The sequence below is a fragment of the Bacillus cereus group sp. BfR-BA-01441 genome, from assembly GCF_022663075.1.
Lineage (GTDB): Bacteria > Bacillota > Bacilli > Bacillales > Bacillaceae_G > Bacillus_A > Bacillus_A cereus.
In genome coordinates this window covers 1-16,226 of the sequence record NZ_JAKUEU010000101.1, presented here as the reverse complement: position 1 = coordinate 16,226, position 16,226 = coordinate 1, and the positions used below count along the sequence as shown (strand labels likewise).

The following is a 16,226-nucleotide window of genomic DNA, read 5'->3' as shown; positions in this document are numbered from 1 at the left end:
GCTGAAGAAGAAGCGAAAGCTAACGAGAAAGTATCAGCTGAAAAAACTGTATCTAAGGCAAAAGAGGCTTACACAAAACCTTCTTGGAAAGCTGTAGGAACAGAACAAGGTTCATCACCGGCGATGACGTTTAAACAAGGGTCATCAGATTGGAATGAGATGCAAAGTGCAATTGCTGCAGGTGTTGAGATACCGAAAGAGCAATTAGTATTCCATTTTGTTGGAAGAGACAAAACTGGAAAGAGCAAAGCTTATGGTGATGTTCAAGATAAGCAAAGTGGGAAAAGATATTACGTAAATATTGATTGGGTAGACAATGAGGGCTGGAAACCAGTACTTGTTCAAACTCTAAACTAAAAAAGAGAAGCTCCTTAGGAGCTTCTCTTTTTTGTTAACGCAATTTCTTTAATTTAAAATGAACAACCGCGCTATAATACGGTCTTTTGCTTTCAGGATCCATAACCATTTGATGAGAGATGTGATGAACTTCAAGCATAAGCGCTTTATTATTATCGATTTGTTCACTAATTTTTCGTTCTAAAGAAGCTAAGTCTCCCGCTTCAAAAAACTCTACTTTATCTTCTAACATTTCAAAGGTAAATGACATGAAGACGGCCCCTCTCCTATGTAATCAACTATAGTGTAACAAAGAAAAGAAGGAAATACCATGTACATTTCAATTGACATTTTTAGAAAGAGGGAATATCATACTGATAAAACCGATAAGAAAAAGGGGAATTTTTATGGGTACAGAATTTAATGGTTTATTTGATGAGTGGGCTCATACGTACGACTCATTTGTACAAGGCGAAGATATACAATATAAAGAAGTTTTCGCCCATTATGAGGACATTCTAGAGGATGTAGTTAACAAGTCATTTGGTAATGTATTAGAATTTGGTGTCGGTACAGGTAATTTAACAAATAAATTATTACTTGCTGGCCGCACAGTTTACGGTATAGAACCGTCGCGTGAAATGCGCATGATTGCAAAAGAGAAATTGCCAAAAGAATTTTCAATTACAGAGGGTGATTTTCTTTCGTTTGAAGTTCCAAATTCAATTGATACCATTGTAAGCACCTATGCATTTCATCATTTAACAGATGATGAAAAAAATGTAGCGATTGCGAAGTATAGTCAATTGCTAAACAAAGGTGGTAAAATAGTGTTTGCTGATACGATATTTGCAGATCAAGATGCATATGATAAAACTGTTGAAACAGCACAAGAAAGAGGTTTCCACCAGTTAGCAAACGATTTGCAAACGGAATACTATACACGTATTCCAGTTATGCAGACTATTTTTGAAAACAATGGCTTCCATGTAACATTCACGAGATTAAATCATTTCGTTTGGGTAATGGAGGCAACTAAGCAATAGAAAGAGGGATTAGATTGAGAATTGCTGTAATTGGAGCAATGGAAGAAGAAGTACGTATTTTACGTGACAAATTAGAACAAGCAGAAACAGAAACGGTTGCTGGTTGTGAATTTACGAAAGGGCTATTAGCAGGGCATGAAGTAATCTTGTTAAAGTCTGGTATTGGTAAAGTAAACGCAGCGATGTCAACGACAATTTTATTAGAAAAATATAAGCCTGAAAAAATAATTAATACTGGTTCAGCTGGTGGATTCCATCATTCTCTAAACGTTGGTGATGTAGTTATTTCCACTGAAGTTCGTCACCATGACGTAGATGTAACAGCATTTAACTATGAATATGGTCAAGTACCAGGAATGCCGCCTGGATTTAAAGCTGATGAGGCGTTAGTTGCATTAGCTGAGAAATGTATGCAGGCTGAAGAAAATATTCAAGTTGTAAAAGGTATGATTGCAACAGGTGATTCATTTATGAGTGATCCGAACCGCGTTGCAGCCATCCGTGATAAATTTGAAAATCTTTATGCGGTAGAAATGGAAGCAGCAGCTGTTGCACAAGTATGCCACCAATATGAAATTCCGTTTGTTATCATTCGCGCACTTTCTGATATTGCTGGTAAAGAATCAAATGTTTCATTTGATCAGTTTTTAGATCAAGCAGCTCTTCATTCTACAAACTTTATCGTAAAAGTGTTAGAAGAGTTAAAGTAATGTAACAAAAAGGCAACTGTCTCATATAAAGAAAATACATACAGTTGCCTTTTCTTTATTGGCAAACAAGGGGGAGAACACGATGAATGTATATCGTGGAGTTCATGAGTTAATTGGTCATACACCAATTGTAGAAATTACTCGTTTTTCACTTCCAACAGGGGTCCGTTTATTTGCAAAGCTTGAATTTTATAATCCAGGCGGAAGCGTTAAGGATCGTTTAGGAAGAGAATTAATCGAAGATGCGCTAGAAAAAGGGCTTGTTACCCAGGGTGGAACAATTATTGAACCGACTGCTGGGAATACTGGTATTGGACTGGCACTTGCAGCATTAGAACATGATTTACGTGTTATTGTTTGTGTACCAGAGAAATTTAGTATTGAAAAACAAGAATTAATGAAAGCACTAGGTGCAACTGTCGTGCATACACCGACTGAGCAAGGAATGACCGGTGCAATTGCTAAAGCAAAAGAGTTAGTAAATGAAATACCGAATTCATACTCTCCAAGTCAGTTCGCAAATGAGGCAAATCCTCGTGCATATTTTAAAACATTAGGACCTGAACTGTGGGACGCATTGAATGGAGAGATTAACATATTTGTTGCTGGAGCAGGAACTGGCGGTACGTTTATGGGGACTGCATCTTACTTGAAAGAAAAAAATATAGATATTAAAACAGTTATCGTAGAGCCAGAAGGATCTATTTTAAATGGTGGTAAGGCTGGTTCACATGAGACCGAAGGAATTGGACTGGAATTTATCCCCCCATTTTTGAAGACATCTTATTTTGATGAAATTCATACGATTTCTGATCGAAATGCATTTTTACGAGTGAAAGAATTAGCGCAAAAAGAAGGACTTCTCGTTGGAAGCTCTTCAGGAGCAGCATTTCATGCGAGCTTACTTGAGGCAGAGAAGGCAGCACCAGGTACAAATATTGTAACCATTTTTCCAGATAGCAGTGAGCGCTATTTAAGTAAAGACATATACAAAGGATGGGAATAAAAAATGAGAGCAAAGACAAAGTTAATTCATGGTATTCGCATAGGAGAACCTTCAACTGGATCTGTAAACGTACCGATTTATCAAACAAGTACGTACAAACAAGAAGCAGTTGGTAAGCATCAAGGATATGAATATTCACGTACAGGTAACCCAACACGTGCAGCTTTAGAAGAAATGATTGCTGTATTAGAAAATGGGCATGCTGGATTTGCATTTGGTTCAGGAATGGCTGCTATTACAGCGACAATTATGTTGTTCTCAAAAGGTGACCACGTTATTTTAACAGATGATGTGTATGGCGGAACATACCGCGTTATTACGAAAGTATTAAACCGTTTCGGTATTGAGCATACATTTGTAGATACAACAAACTTAGAGGAAGTTGAAGAAGCGATTCGTCCAAATACGAAAGCAATTTATGTAGAAACACCAACGAACCCACTACTAAAAATTACTGATATTAAGAAAATATCTACTCTTGCTAAAGAGAAAGACTTATTAACAATTATTGATAACACATTCATGACGCCATATTGGCAGTCGCCGATTTCTTTAGGAGCAGATATTGTGCTTCATAGTGCAACGAAATATTTAGGAGGTCATAGTGACGTAGTTGCAGGTCTAGTAGTTGTAAATAGCCCACAACTAGCAGAAGATCTTCACTTTGTACAAAACTCAACAGGCGGTATTCTTGGGCCACAAGATAGCTTTTTACTACTTCGTGGTTTAAAAACGTTAGGAATTCGTATGGAAGAACATGAAACGAATTCACGCGCTATTGCTGAGTTCTTAAATAATCATCCAAAAGTAAATAAAGTATATTACCCAGGTCTTGAATCACATCAAAACCACGAATTAGCAACAGAACAAGCAAATGGATTTGGTGCTATTATCTCATTTGATGTAGATAGTGAAGAGACATTAAATAAAGTACTTGAGAAATTGCAGTACTTTACACTTGCTGAAAGTTTAGGAGCAGTAGAAAGTTTAATTTCTATTCCATCTCAAATGACACATGCATCAATCCCAGCTGATCGCCGCAAAGAATTAGGAATTACAGATACATTAATTCGTATTTCTGTCGGTATTGAAGATGGTGAAGATTTAATTGAAGATTTAGCACAAGCGTTAGCATAATAAAAAAATGCACTGCTCTATATTAGCAGTGTGTTTTTTTATTACATTATTTTGTGAAATATTTCACAAAATAGACATACACAAACGAAATGATTTCATGTATATTGAATTCAGGAAATGTTACTCACGAACAAACTTGTGAAATATTTCACAAACAATGAAATTCATGTAGGAAAGCATCTCTATTTTTTTATGTTAATTGGGACTTATTTTGACCTATAGGGACATATAAGGACCGTGATAGTAGAATAGGAGGAAATTTACATGGTAGTCAAAGAGAAAATTGTAAATGAAATGCAGGAAGTAAAAAAGATGATTGATACACTAGTAAATAATGGTCAACAAGCTTTACAAGCATTAGAAAGTTTTACACAAGAGGAAATTGACAACATTGTTCATGAAATGGCATTAGCAGGTGTTGATCAACATATGCCGCTAGCAAAATTAGCAGTTGAAGAAACTGGCCGTGGTGTATATGAAGACAAATGCATTAAAAATATTTTTGCCACTGAATATATTTGGCATAGTATAAAGCAAGATAAAACGGTAGGAATTATTCACGAAGATTCTCATGAAGAAATAATAGAAATCGCGGAACCTGTCGGTGTAGTAGCTGGGGTAACGCCAGTAACGAATCCAACGTCGACAACAATGTTTAAAGCGTTAATTGCGATAAAAACAAGAAATCCAATTATTTTCGCGTTTCATCCTTCCGCACAAAAATGTTCTGTGGCAGCGGCGAAAACAGTATATGATGCAGCGATGAAAGCTGGTGCACCAAAACACTGTATTCAATGGATTGAAAGACCGTCTGTTGAAGCGACGAAACAATTAATGAACCATGATGGTGTAGCACTCGTTCTAGCAACTGGAGGCGCTGGTATGGTGAAATCAGCTTACTCTACTGGAAAACCAGCGTTAGGCGTTGGGCCTGGTAATGTACCGTGTTATATAGAAAAATCAGCACATGTAAAACGAGCTGTTAATGATTTAATTTTATCGAAAACATTTGATAACGGTATGATTTGTGCATCGGAACAAGCAATCATTGTCGATAAAGAAATCTATGATGATGTTAAAACAGAAATGATTGAAAACAATTGTTACTTTGTAACAGAAGAAGAAAGAAAAAAATTAGAAAAGCTTGTTATAAATGAAAATACATGTGCAGTAAATAGTGATATTGTAGGGAAATCAGCACAGTATATTGCCGATTTAGTTGGGATTACTGTTCCTGAACATACAAAAATGCTTGTAGCTGAAATTCAAGGTATCGGAGCAGCATATCCGTTATCTCGTGAGAAACTGAGTCCAGTATTAGCTTGTGTGAAGGCGAATTCATTAGAAGAAGGATTTACATATTGCGAAGAAATGTTGAACCTCGGTGGTTTAGGACATTCAGCAGTTATCCATTCTACAAATAAAGATGTGCAAAAGCAATTTGGGTTACGTATGAAAGCTTGCCGTCTCATTGTAAATGCACCTTCATCACAAGGTGGAATAGGGGATATATATAATGGATTTATTCCATCACTTACACTTGGTTGTGGTTCATACGGAAAGAATTCAGTTTCCCAAAATGTAACAGCCACTCATTTATTAAATATAAAAAGGCTGGCAAATAGAAAAAAGAATATGCAGTGGTTCAAATTGCCACCAAAAATTTATTTTGAAAAACATGCTACAGCTTATTTAGCAAATATGCCTAATATTTCACGTGCATTTATTGTAACGGACCCTGGAATGGTTGAACATGGCTATGTCGATACAGTCGCGCACTATTTAAACAAGCATGCAAATGATGTGAAAGTTGAAGTTTTCTTTGAGGTCGAACCAGATCCATCAGATGAAACTGTTTTTAAAGGTGCGGAAATGATGAGAAGCTTTAAGCCAGATGTAATTATCGCACTTGGTGGTGGTTCAGCTATGGATGCAGCAAAAGGAATGTGGTTATTCTATGAGCATCCAGAAACGACATTCTATGGCATTAAACAGAAGTTTTTAGATATAAGAAAACGTACATGTAAATATCCGGAATTAGGAAATAAGGCGCAGTTTGTTGCGATTCCAACGACATCAGGAACGGGATCAGAAGTGACACCATTTGCGGTTATTACAGATAAGAAAAATAATATAAAGTATCCGCTTGCAGATTATGAATTAACACCAGATGTAGCAATTGTTGATCCGCAATTTGTAATGACAGTACCACCACATGTAACAGCAGATACTGGTATGGATGTTTTAACACATGCAATTGAGGCGTATGTGTCTGTTATGGCAAATGACTATACAGATGGATTAGCATTAAAAGCTATTGATCTCGTATTCAAATATTTACCGAGAGCATATAAAGATGGAAATGATGAAGAAGCAAGAGAAAAAATGCATAACGCTTCTGCAATTGCAGGTATGGCATTTGCAAATGCTTTCCTCGGTATTAATCACAGCTTAGCACATAAAATTGGACCAGAATTCCATATTCCGCACGGACGCGCAAATGCCATTCTAATGCCGCATGTAGTCCGCTATAATGCTATTAAGCCAAGAAAACACGCATTGTTCCCAAAATATGAGCACTTTGTGGCAGATGAAAGATATGCACATATAGCGAGAATGCTCGGGCTTCCAGCAAGCTCGGCAGCAGAAGGGGTGGAATCACTCGTCAAAGCAATTATTGAGCTTGGAAAAAGCTTAAATATTGATATGAGTATTGCAGGACAAGGAGTAGATAAAGAGCAATTTGAAGAGGTTGTTGGAGTATTAGCAGAAAGAGCTTTTGAAGATCAATGTACAACTGCTAATCCAAAGTTGCCGCTTATTTCAGAACTGAAAGAAATTTATATGGAAGCATATAAAGGTGAATAATGATTAAAAAAGAGCCGCAGTAAAGCGGCTCTTTTTTTATTGGAAAACATCTCCCAGAATGGCTGTATTTACTGGTCTTTCAGTTTCATAGAATATGATACAGTGAAATGGAGGAGTGAGAATATAATGAAAGAATTAAAAGGAAAAATAGAAGACTATACTCGGTTCGGACAAATTCTTCTCGCTGTAAGTACATTGTTAATGGTTGGCTTGTTGATTCCGAATGGAGCAAAAGAGACAATCCAATTTTTTGTTATGATGGGGAGCATCGTTATATTTTTAAGTTTATCGTTCTTTTTCTTTCAGCGTGTGAAAGTGATGCGTGACCAGCTAGAGGAAAATGAATGTGAATAATATTGTTAACTAGAGCGCGGCGAAAAGAAAAAATCTTTTTGTCACGCTTTTTGTTTTTTGTAGAAAAATGTATGCGTTTCGTGTTGACAATGATAATCCTTATCAATTAAAGTAGAATAGTAGTTAATGATTATCATTATCAATTAGAGGTGAAGGAATGAAAAAATCTATTACGCTATTTACAGCGATTTTATCTATTTTTTTCTTGTTAATAGGTTGCAGTGCCAAAGGGGACGAAAAAGCGTCTGCAACCAAAACAGAAAAAGGAAAAGAGAAAATCGAAATTACCGACCTATCAGGAAGAAAGGTAACATTCGATAAAGTGCCAGAAAGTTTTGCAACATTAAGTATGGGGGACATGGATATTATTCATGCTTTAGGTGGAAAAATAGTAGGTCGCCCGGATACGAAATTAACTCTTCCAGAGGAGTTAAAGAAAGCACAAGTAATTGGGAATGCACATCAACCGAATTTTGAGCAAATTGCTAGTTTAAAGCCCGATGTACTTGTTGCTAACAATGGATTCCAAAAGAATGTGCCAACGGTTGAAGGACAAGGAACGCAAGTTATCATTTCTTCTGCGAATTCTGTAAAAGATATTCAAAAGAATATTGAATTATATGGAACGGTAATGAAGAAAGAAGATAAAGCAAAAGAAATTAATCAAAAAATGAATGATCAAATGAAGAAATATGAGAAAAAGAGCGATGTGAAAGCATTGCTAGTGTATGGCGCACCAGGTACTTATTTAGCGGCATTACCAACATCTTTATCAGGTGATATTTTAGAAAAAACAGGCGGAAAAAATATTGCTTCTGATTTTCCAGAAACGAAAGAATATCCGCAATATGCACAGCTAAGTGTAGAACGTATTATTGAGGCGAATCCAGATGTGATTTATTTAATTACACACGGAGATCCAAAAAGTGTGAAAAAAGCATTCGAAGGCGAAATGATGAAAAATGAAGCGTGGAAAAATTTAGAGGCAGTAAAACAAAACCGCGTAGTTATTTTGCCACCTGATTTATTTGGATCTAATCCTGGTACAAAAGTTACAGAAGCAATGGACTTTATGTATAAAAGTATACAAGATGTAAGGAAATGATACGTATGGAAAGTAGTGAAGTAGTAAGAGAAAAGGAACATCCTTTTGCGAAAAAAAGATGGATAATAGCAGTTACTTTAGTTATATTAACAATCCTAGGTCTCTTGTACGGTCTTTTCGCAGGAAGTTTATCCTTTTCTATACGAGATATTTTAACAGGTATACAAGAGGAAGGTTCGACAGTTCATCGAATTGTATGGGATCTTCGCATACCGAGAGTGCTTATTGGGTTTATAGTAGGAACATGTTTAGCTGCATCTGGTACACTGCTACAAGGGGTTATGAGAAACCCTCTTGCAGATCCTGGTATTATCGGAGTTTCATCTGGAGCAGGCCTTGTAGCAATTGTCATCATGATTTTATTCCCACAGCATCTAGCTTTTTTACCACTAGGGGCGTTTTTAGGAGCTTTCATAACAGCGATGGTTATTTATGCTTTATCATGGCAAAAAGGGGCACCACCTTCAAGAATCGTCTTAGTAGGGGTGTCGATCAATGCATTAATTGGTGCAGCAACGTCAGCATTAATGTTATTACATAGTGACAAAGTACAATCGGTGTTACCGTGGTTAGCGGGCGGTATTGGTGGTGTAAGTTGGGCACATTTAAACATGATTATTTATTATGCAATATTCGCCATTATATTAGCTTTCTTTGGTATTAAGCATATTCGAGTGTTAATGCTTGGAGATGAAATGGCAAAGTTATTAGGACATAATGTGGAAAAAAGTCGGTTTTATTTAATCGTAGTAAGTACATTATTAGCTGGAATTGCAGTAAGTGTGTCTGGTCTTATTGGATTTGTCGGTCTTGTCGTACCACATATGCTACGTTTATTAGTTGGAAATGATTATAGATATTTGCTACCTTTATCATGCCTTGGCGGCGGGGTATTACTTGTTTTTGCGGATGCAATAGCTCGAAGTTGGTTTGACCCAATCGAATTGCCTGTTGGTATTTTACTGTCCTTCTTAGGTGGTCCGTTCTTCTTATATTTAATTCATAGAGGAGGAAAACAAAGTGATTTCCGTTAACAAAGTGTTTTACGCACACTCTGAAAGATTTCAAATGCAAAATATGAATGTACATATTAAGGCTGGAGAAATCGTTAGTTTAATTGGTCCGAATGGATCGGGAAAATCTACTTTGCTTCGTTTAATAGCAAGGCTACTGAAACAAAGCGAAGGGGACATCATTTTAGATGGGAAAAATATTCATATGATGAAGAGTGCTGATGTAGCGAAGCAATTAGCAATGTTACCACAAATGCATGATCATCAATTAGATTTAACAGTGAAAGAACTAATTGAGTTCGGAAGAGGTCCACATAAATCATGGAGTAGCCGCTTAAATAAAGAAGATGAAGAAATTGTTGATTGGGCATTGTCTGTTACAAATCTTGAAGGGTATGAATATCGTCTTTTACATTCTTTATCAGGAGGGGAACGGCAACGTGCTTGGATTGCGATGACGCTAGCGCAACGTACAAATGTCTTATTATTGGATGAACCAACAACCTTTTTAGATATCGTTCACCAGTTGGAAGTAATGGAACTTGTGAAACGATTAAATAAGGAGTTTGGAATGACAATTATAATGGTTTTACATGACATTAACCAAGCTGCTCAATATAGTGATCGTTTACTTGTATTAAAGCGAGGAAAGATTCAGTATGATGGTATACCAGAAGAAGTACTATGCCATGAAATGTTTCAACATGTATTTGGCATAGATGTAGATATTTTTCAGGGAAGTAACAAGCCTTTTTTTACACCGAAACGAATTTCTAAAAGGGGAGAAGAGCGATGCAAACAGAAGAGCGTACTACCACTGAATTAGTAAGAGAATTTGTTATGGCAGCTCACGGGGATTTAGAGAAAGTACAAGAGCTATTGGTTGAATCACCAAGCTTACTTCACGCTTCTTATAATTGGGGTGGATCAGATTGGGAAAGTGCGTTAGGGGCATCGGCACATGTAGGTCGTAAAGATATTGCTCTTTATTTACTAGAAAAGGGTGCTCGGATGGATATTTTTGCATCAGCTATGCTTGGTGAATTAGAAGTTGTACAAGCTATTTTAGTAGCTCAACCAGAAGCATTGCGTGCATCTGGCCCTCATGGTATTTCTCTTCTTCAACATGCACGAATGGGTGGAGAGAAATCTAAGCGTGTATATGATTATCTAGCAATACTATCTTAATGAACGAAGGAAGTTCTTATGAGCGGTAAACTTTTCACTTGAAACAATTGGAAAGTTTACCGCCCGTTAGAACGGGATAAGTATCTAGTATATTTGAAAATCCTACACCCCCCTCAATTGTAGTTTTCTTTATGCTAGTTATGATATGGATGCAGTGGACAATATTTGTCTACTGCTTTTTTTAGTTATTTAGAATGAATATTGTGTATTTTATCGTTGGTTCATTTATCCCGCTATTTTCCAGGCAGTAAGACTCTTGCCTAAAAATTCAGTTAAAGCAAAGAAGTTAGACGGGAGATCCACTGCCCGTAAACGTCCGATTGGTAAAGGCTAATAATCAGTGGGGTGAACAAAATTCCCCACTGATTAAAGTTTCATTTTATAATAAATAGTAACATACCGTATACATACAAAACATGATCGTGAAATGAAGAATAAATTAGTGGAAAGGAGTGCCAGCATGTTTCATACAGAACGTTTACAAATTCGCAAATATACAATGGATGATTTACAGTTCTACGCTTCACTATGGGGGAACGAGAAGGTAATGCGTTATATTGGAAATGGGACATTAAAAACATATATGCAGTGTAAAAAAAGTCTGGAGGAATGGGTGATTCCTAGCTATAAAAACGGTCTCGGTTTATTTGTATTGATTGAAAAGGAAACGGGAACAAGAATTGGTCATGCAGGGCTGGTAAAGCAGAAAATAGATGGAAAAGAGGAAATTGAAATTGGTTATTGGTTACTTCCTCAGTATTGGGGAAAAGGGTATGCAAAAGAAGCGGCGGCAGCATTTCGTGACTATGGTTTCCAAGCATTACGAATGAATAAATTAATTTCTCTTATTAATCCGAATCATCCTGCCTCAATATTTGTTGCTAGAAAAACTGGGCTCAGCTACGAGAAAACAACGTCATTTCATGGAATCGATGCTCTAGTTTATTCTATTAAGCGTGTTGGATGAAAAAATTACTTTTTTAAAGGTAAATTGCATTTTTTGAAGAATGGTATATAAAAATAAAGGGAGGGGTTACATGTACATTTATCATAATGGACTTATTATTCGTGAGGGAACGAGTAGTGTACCAGCATATGCAATTAAAGCTTTATTTGAAGATGCCGGTTGGAGTAATGATAATATCCCTTCTTGGCAAATTGAAAAATTTACGATAGCATTCGAAAATTCAACATGGGCTTTCACAATTTGGGATGAGGAAGAGATGATTGCGATGGTTAGAGTCATTTCTGATGGAATTATGATTGCGAACATAGTAAATTTAGTTGTGAAGTGTGAATATAGAGGGAAGGGATTAGGTAAGAAGCTTGTAGCTCTTTGCCTGCAAAAACTTCCCCACGGTGATTGGTTTGCGCATACATCAGCGAACAATTTTGATTTTTATAGAAGCTGTGGATTTGAAGTTAGAGAGCTATCGAGAAATGGAACATGTGCGTATTATGGATATCAAGTCGCAAAAAGAGATGGTCACCGATAAATGAATGGAAAGTAAAAAAGTATAGCGAGGTAATTTTGAGACTTTTGATAATAGAGAATGGATTGAGGCTCGTTTTATGATAAAATAAAAGAAAATTCTGTTTATTATTAGGGGGATAAAAATGAGTGTAAAAGCTGGGGATGTATTTAAATATGAAAGAAGATTTACTGAGGAAGAAGTTTTTGAATTTGCAAATATTACCGGTGATAAAGGTAGACACCATGTGGAATACGATGAAAATGGAAGATTAATGGTTCATGGTTTATTGACTGCTAGCATTGGGACGAAAGTGGGAGAAGAGTTACATTACATAGCAAGAGAATTAGTAAGTGAGTTTATTAGACCAGTTTTCACAGGAGATACGATCACTTGTGAACTAACTTTAACAAATGTTGAGCAAATGGAAGGCTATAAAAAAGTTTCAATCGAGTCAGTTTATCGCAATCAGCATGAAAAGACTGTACTAGTTGGGACAAGTTATGGAATTATAAGGGGATAAAAAAGAAGCCTGTTTAACAGGCTTCTTTTTTATTATTTAGTAAACACGTTTTCGATTTTCTGCATAACTAGAGATGAGTAATAATGCAGTTTCTTCTCCTATATTACGAACAATATGAGGAACGCATGCATTCCATGAGAAAGAATCACCTTCTTCTACAATTGCAATATCTTCACCGTGCTGAACTTCTAATTTTCCGCGTAATACAAGGTGACATTCTTCCCCTTTATGGGCATTTGGTGAATTTTCTTTCGGGAATCCAGTAGGGATTTCTACTAAAGATAGGCGAAGGCCCCCTTGCTCCGCAACATGTTCAATTCTTTGCTCATCTTTGCCGTATACACTGTATTTCCGTTCTTCTTTTTTGACAATTTTTAATCGATCTTTTTGCTCTAACAATAAATAGGGAAGGGGAACGTTTAAAAAATTGGAGATCGTTTCTAAAGTTGAGATAGATGGTGATGTTTTATTATTTTCAACCTGACTCATAAATCCTTTAGAAAGACCTGTTCCCTCACAAATTTGTGCGATTGTTATGCCCCTACGTTGACGAATTTCACGTATTGCAGAACCAATATTCATAAAATCAAGCTCCTTTTTGTAAACAACTATTTGTATCATAGCAAAAAAAATATATTTTTTCCCAGTGAAAATGAATTGACGAATAAAAAAAATTAGTGTATGTTTTGTAATGTGAATAAAAGTTTTGTATAAGAAAACTATAAAGGAGAGAAAGAAATGAATCAACATATTGGTAACTTAATTATTCGTATCGTGTTAGGGGTAACATTCTTCATGCACGGTTTAACAAAATTCCAATCAGGAATTGACAATATTGCAGGGTGGTTTACAAGCATTGGTTTACCAGGAGGACTTGCATACGGTGTAGCAACATTTGAATTAGTTGGAGGCCTATTATTAATTCTAGGTTTAGGTGTAAGATATATTGGATTATTATTTGCGCTTGTTATGGTTGGAGCAATCGTAAAAGTGAAATGGTCAGCTGGTTTATTGGGAGATGGAAAAAATCCTGGTTTCGAATTAGAACTTGCATTATTAGCAATGGGTGCATATTTATTTGTTGCAAAAGCTGCTGGTTTTGTAGATAATTTCTTAAAAGAAAAAATGTCAAAGAAGAACTAATTTAAATGGGGGGGCTAACAAGATGAGTTTTCAACTTCATCCCGATACAACACTTGATGTTGTTCATTTATACGTATCTAATGTAAAGAAATCACTAGAGTTTTATACGGAAGTACTAAGTATGAAGGTGCTAAAAGAAGAAGAAGCAGTCGTTACATTTGGGAATGAAAATGATGAACCACTTCTTATCATTGAAGAAAAGAAAGAAGCTTTTCCGAAACAAAGAGGAAGAACAGGGTTATATCATTACGCAATTTTATTACCAAGTAGGCAGGATTTAGCGAATGTTCTTCGTCATCTTGTAGAGATGGTATATCCACTACATGGCGGAGCCGATCATTACTTTAGTGAAGCTCTTTATTTAGCTGATCCAGATGGAAACGGGATTGAAATTTATCATGATCGACAAAAAGAAGTTTGGCGTGATGAGAATGGAGAACTCCCATTTGTTAGTAACCCGTTAGCTGGTGAAGAATTATTACAGCAAGGAAGTACATGGAATGGATTTCCAGCTGGTACTGTGATGGGGCATATTCATTTCCATGTAGCTGATTTAGAGGAAGCGAAACGTTTCTATGTTGATGGTCTTGGTTTTGAAGTAACGATCCCAGCTCGTAATGGAGCGTTGTTCGTATCAGCAGGTGGTTATCATCACCATATCGGTTTAAATACGTGGCAAGGTGAAGGGGTACCACCGCAAATGCCAGGTTCTGTTGGTTTAAAATATTTCACAATTGTACTAGCGGATGAAAAACAAAAAGAGCAAGTATGTGAAAGCTTAAAAAATATTGGCAAGATTGCTACGTACAAAGATGGAATATTACAAGTCGAGGATCCATTTGGACATTGTATCCATTTCAAAATAAAAGGAGAAGCCTAAAAAGGCTTCTCTTTTTTATTTTCTTATAATTGCGTTTTCGTTTTGTAAAAATAGTTCATCAAATTGTTTTGCAAGCTCAAAATCTAGTTTCGTTAAACCTTTTGCATTCCAAGATGACAAAGTAATAATAACTGCTTTATACTGGATAAGGATAAATGGATGGTGATTATGTTCTTCTGATAGTTTGGCGGCTTCAGAGACAAATTCGACTCCTTTTAAGTAGTCGGAAAACATATATTTTCGTTCAATCCATTTCTCATCTTTTACCATCCATTTATCTACCTTCAATAATTCCTCGTGAACTTCTTCTTCAGTTAATCTTAGCATCATTTTTCACATCCTTTACTGGAAGTAACGCAAGACCATTGTTAATAAGGCGTGTTACAGCTTCGTCAGTTGTGAAAGTAGAAAGTTGATGTAGTAATGCTGCAGATGTTTCATGCCCTTTGTTATGCTCTAAAAGTAACTCTAATACTTCAAGGCGCAGCAACCATTCTTTCGCATAAAATTTATTTAATACTTCTTGAATTGCTACTAATTGATCGATATGCGCTTCGTGTAAAATCCCCTCACTTCGAATATCTCGAACTGTTTGATACATACGTTCAAGTTCATTCAGTACAAGTGGAGCAGGAATTTCTTGAACTTCTTCATCCATTGGGAAAAATGCTGCTGCATCTGCGGCACCTGGGAATACTGAAGTGATTTGTGAGCCAACAGCCATATCAAATGCGCCCCATGAAGCATCAAATAAAACGCGGGCGTTATAAGTAACTGTGCAATCGATAAAGGAAATAAGAGCAATTTTCTTATCGTTTTTTACAATATCTGTTACTGTTCCTTTTACATGAATACCACTTGCAAAAGTAAACTCAGCGATAGTTCCAATTGTAATTCCTAATGATTGTAGTTGTTCGTCTGTACAATTTTCTAATGCAATATTTTCAGTGAGTAATCCAATTGGTGTTCCAAATCCGTCACTGTGTACAGAAGTAGAATGATTCGCTAACTGTTTATTATGAAGTGCTAATGCCGTTGGCGAATTTGTTCGCATGTAAATTAATTCACCTGCATCGTTTTCAATTGTCTCGCTAAATGTACCTGTAATTTGTAATCCGCTATTTAGCTCAGCTGTTGCATAGTTCTCAGAGCGAATTGCTTTTTCTAAACCTTCTTTTCCACCTGTTTTAAAGGCCATTGTTTTAGAAAATGTTTCAAGCGCATCTGTTAATTCTTCAAAGGACTTGCAAACGAATAGTTGTGGTTGCATTTTTGTTACGTCATAAGTTGTCCCTGTACATGCTTCGATAGAAAATGGAACTTTTTCTACAGCGTCTGTTAAGCAATGTTTGCTTTCGCCAACAGAAGAAAGGAGACCAGCACCATATATTTTTGGATCATCTATATTTCCAATCAATCCATATTCTACTGTCCACCAGAAAAGA

20 protein-coding genes are annotated in these 16,226 nt (G+C 36.3%); 16 read left to right on the top strand and 4 right to left on the bottom strand.

From position 1 onward, the window contains the following. A partial coding sequence (locus MR107_RS26195) for a YrrS family protein (protein WP_242292899.1) occupies positions 1 to 357 on the top strand: 357 nt, incomplete at its 5' end. A 34-nt stretch (positions 358 to 391) separates the two neighbouring features. Here MR107_RS26195 and MR107_RS26190 read toward each other — a convergent pair. After that, positions 392 to 607 carry a YrzA family protein gene (locus MR107_RS26190; protein WP_000010984.1) on the bottom strand — a complete coding sequence of 72 codons (216 nt, stop codon included), beginning with the start codon at positions 605 to 607 and terminating at the stop codon, positions 392 to 394. Positions 608 to 743: 136 nt separating this feature from the next. Between MR107_RS26190 and MR107_RS26185 the strand changes: the two genes are divergently transcribed. From MR107_RS26185 to MR107_RS26125, 13 genes are all read left to right on the top strand, one after another. After that, positions 744 to 1,382 (top strand): class I SAM-dependent DNA methyltransferase, encoded by a 639-nt coding sequence (locus MR107_RS26185; RefSeq protein ID WP_000536321.1) that lies wholly within the window; start codon positions 744 to 746, stop codon positions 1,380 to 1,382. A gap of 14 nt (positions 1,383 to 1,396) precedes the next feature. After that, positions 1,397 to 2,092, top strand: a complete 696-nt coding sequence (gene mtnN / locus MR107_RS26180; protein ID WP_242292898.1) for a 5'-methylthioadenosine/S-adenosylhomocysteine nucleosidase — start codon at positions 1,397 to 1,399, stop codon at positions 2,090 to 2,092. An 82-nt stretch (positions 2,093 to 2,174) separates the two neighbouring features. Continuing rightward, complete coding sequence (locus MR107_RS26175; RefSeq protein WP_001103883.1) at positions 2,175 to 3,098, top strand: O-acetylserine dependent cystathionine beta-synthase; 924 nt, start codon at positions 2,175 to 2,177, stop codon at positions 3,096 to 3,098. Between the two features lie 3 nt (positions 3,099 to 3,101). After that, positions 3,102 to 4,235, top strand: a complete 1,134-nt coding sequence (locus MR107_RS26170) for a bifunctional cystathionine gamma-lyase/homocysteine desulfhydrase (protein WP_001201908.1) — start codon at positions 3,102 to 3,104, stop codon at positions 4,233 to 4,235. A 264-nt stretch (positions 4,236 to 4,499) separates the two neighbouring features. After that, positions 4,500 to 7,103 (top strand): bifunctional acetaldehyde-CoA/alcohol dehydrogenase, encoded by a 2,604-nt coding sequence (gene adhE, locus MR107_RS26165; protein WP_242292897.1) that lies wholly within the window; start codon positions 4,500 to 4,502, stop codon positions 7,101 to 7,103. Positions 7,104 to 7,229: 126 nt separating this feature from the next. After that, positions 7,230 to 7,457: a YrhC family protein gene (locus MR107_RS26160; protein WP_000661263.1), complete on the top strand. Its 228-nt coding sequence runs from the start codon at positions 7,230 to 7,232 to the stop codon at positions 7,455 to 7,457. A 157-nt stretch (positions 7,458 to 7,614) separates the two neighbouring features. Further along, positions 7,615 to 8,562, top strand: coding sequence for an ABC transporter substrate-binding protein (locus MR107_RS26155; RefSeq protein ID WP_078186956.1), 948 nt, complete (start codon positions 7,615 to 7,617; stop codon positions 8,560 to 8,562). Between the two features lie 5 nt (positions 8,563 to 8,567). After that, entirely contained in the window at positions 8,568 to 9,596 is a 1,029-nt protein-coding gene (locus tag MR107_RS26150; RefSeq protein WP_002041831.1) for a FecCD family ABC transporter permease, read from the top strand. Continuing rightward, positions 9,583 to 10,401, top strand: a complete 819-nt coding sequence (locus MR107_RS26145) for an ABC transporter ATP-binding protein (protein WP_242292896.1) — start codon at positions 9,583 to 9,585, stop codon at positions 10,399 to 10,401. Before MR107_RS26150 ends, MR107_RS26145 begins: the two co-directional genes overlap by 14 nt. Then, the gene (locus MR107_RS26140) at positions 10,368 to 10,763 is read left to right on the top strand and encodes an ankyrin repeat domain-containing protein (protein WP_242292895.1); all 396 of its coding nucleotides are present in this window, start codon (positions 10,368 to 10,370) and stop codon (positions 10,761 to 10,763) included. The genes MR107_RS26145 and MR107_RS26140 overlap by 34 nt, the downstream gene beginning before the upstream one ends. 427 nt (positions 10,764 to 11,190) lie before the next feature. After that, positions 11,191 to 11,730, top strand: a complete 540-nt coding sequence (locus MR107_RS26135; RefSeq protein ID WP_004408018.1) for a GNAT family N-acetyltransferase — start codon at positions 11,191 to 11,193, stop codon at positions 11,728 to 11,730. A gap of 70 nt (positions 11,731 to 11,800) precedes the next feature. Continuing rightward, positions 11,801 to 12,259, top strand: a complete 459-nt coding sequence (locus tag MR107_RS26130) for a GNAT family N-acetyltransferase (RefSeq protein WP_000276126.1) — start codon at positions 11,801 to 11,803, stop codon at positions 12,257 to 12,259. Positions 12,260 to 12,380: 121 nt separating this feature from the next. Beyond that, on the top strand, positions 12,381 to 12,758 hold the full coding sequence (locus MR107_RS26125) for a hotdog family protein (protein ID WP_000111564.1): 378 nt from the start codon (positions 12,381 to 12,383) through the stop codon (positions 12,756 to 12,758). Positions 12,759 to 12,794: 36 nt separating this feature from the next. Here the strand turns inward: MR107_RS26125 and MR107_RS26120 are convergent, their stop codons facing one another. Continuing rightward, positions 12,795 to 13,340, bottom strand: coding sequence for a helix-turn-helix domain-containing protein (locus tag MR107_RS26120; RefSeq protein ID WP_242292894.1), 546 nt, complete (start codon positions 13,338 to 13,340; stop codon positions 12,795 to 12,797). Between the two features lie 156 nt (positions 13,341 to 13,496). Between MR107_RS26120 and MR107_RS26115 the strand changes: the two genes are divergently transcribed. Both MR107_RS26115 and MR107_RS26110 read left to right on the top strand, forming a co-directional pair. Beyond that, positions 13,497 to 13,901 carry a DoxX family protein gene (locus MR107_RS26115; protein WP_242292893.1) on the top strand — a complete coding sequence of 135 codons (405 nt, stop codon included), beginning with the start codon at positions 13,497 to 13,499 and terminating at the stop codon, positions 13,899 to 13,901. A 22-nt stretch (positions 13,902 to 13,923) separates the two neighbouring features. Then, positions 13,924 to 14,781, top strand: a complete 858-nt coding sequence (locus tag MR107_RS26110) for a VOC family protein (protein ID WP_000009840.1) — start codon at positions 13,924 to 13,926, stop codon at positions 14,779 to 14,781. A 15-nt stretch (positions 14,782 to 14,796) separates the two neighbouring features. Here MR107_RS26110 and MR107_RS26105 read toward each other — a convergent pair whose 3' ends face one another. Further along, positions 14,797 to 15,111: a 4a-hydroxytetrahydrobiopterin dehydratase gene (locus tag MR107_RS26105; protein ID WP_000979538.1), complete on the bottom strand. Its 315-nt coding sequence runs from the start codon at positions 15,109 to 15,111 to the stop codon at positions 14,797 to 14,799. Then, positions 15,092 to 16,226, bottom strand: a 1,135-nt coding sequence (locus MR107_RS26100; protein WP_242292892.1) for an aromatic amino acid hydroxylase, incomplete at its 5' end; no start/stop codon positions are given. The genes MR107_RS26105 and MR107_RS26100, both read right to left, overlap by 20 nt.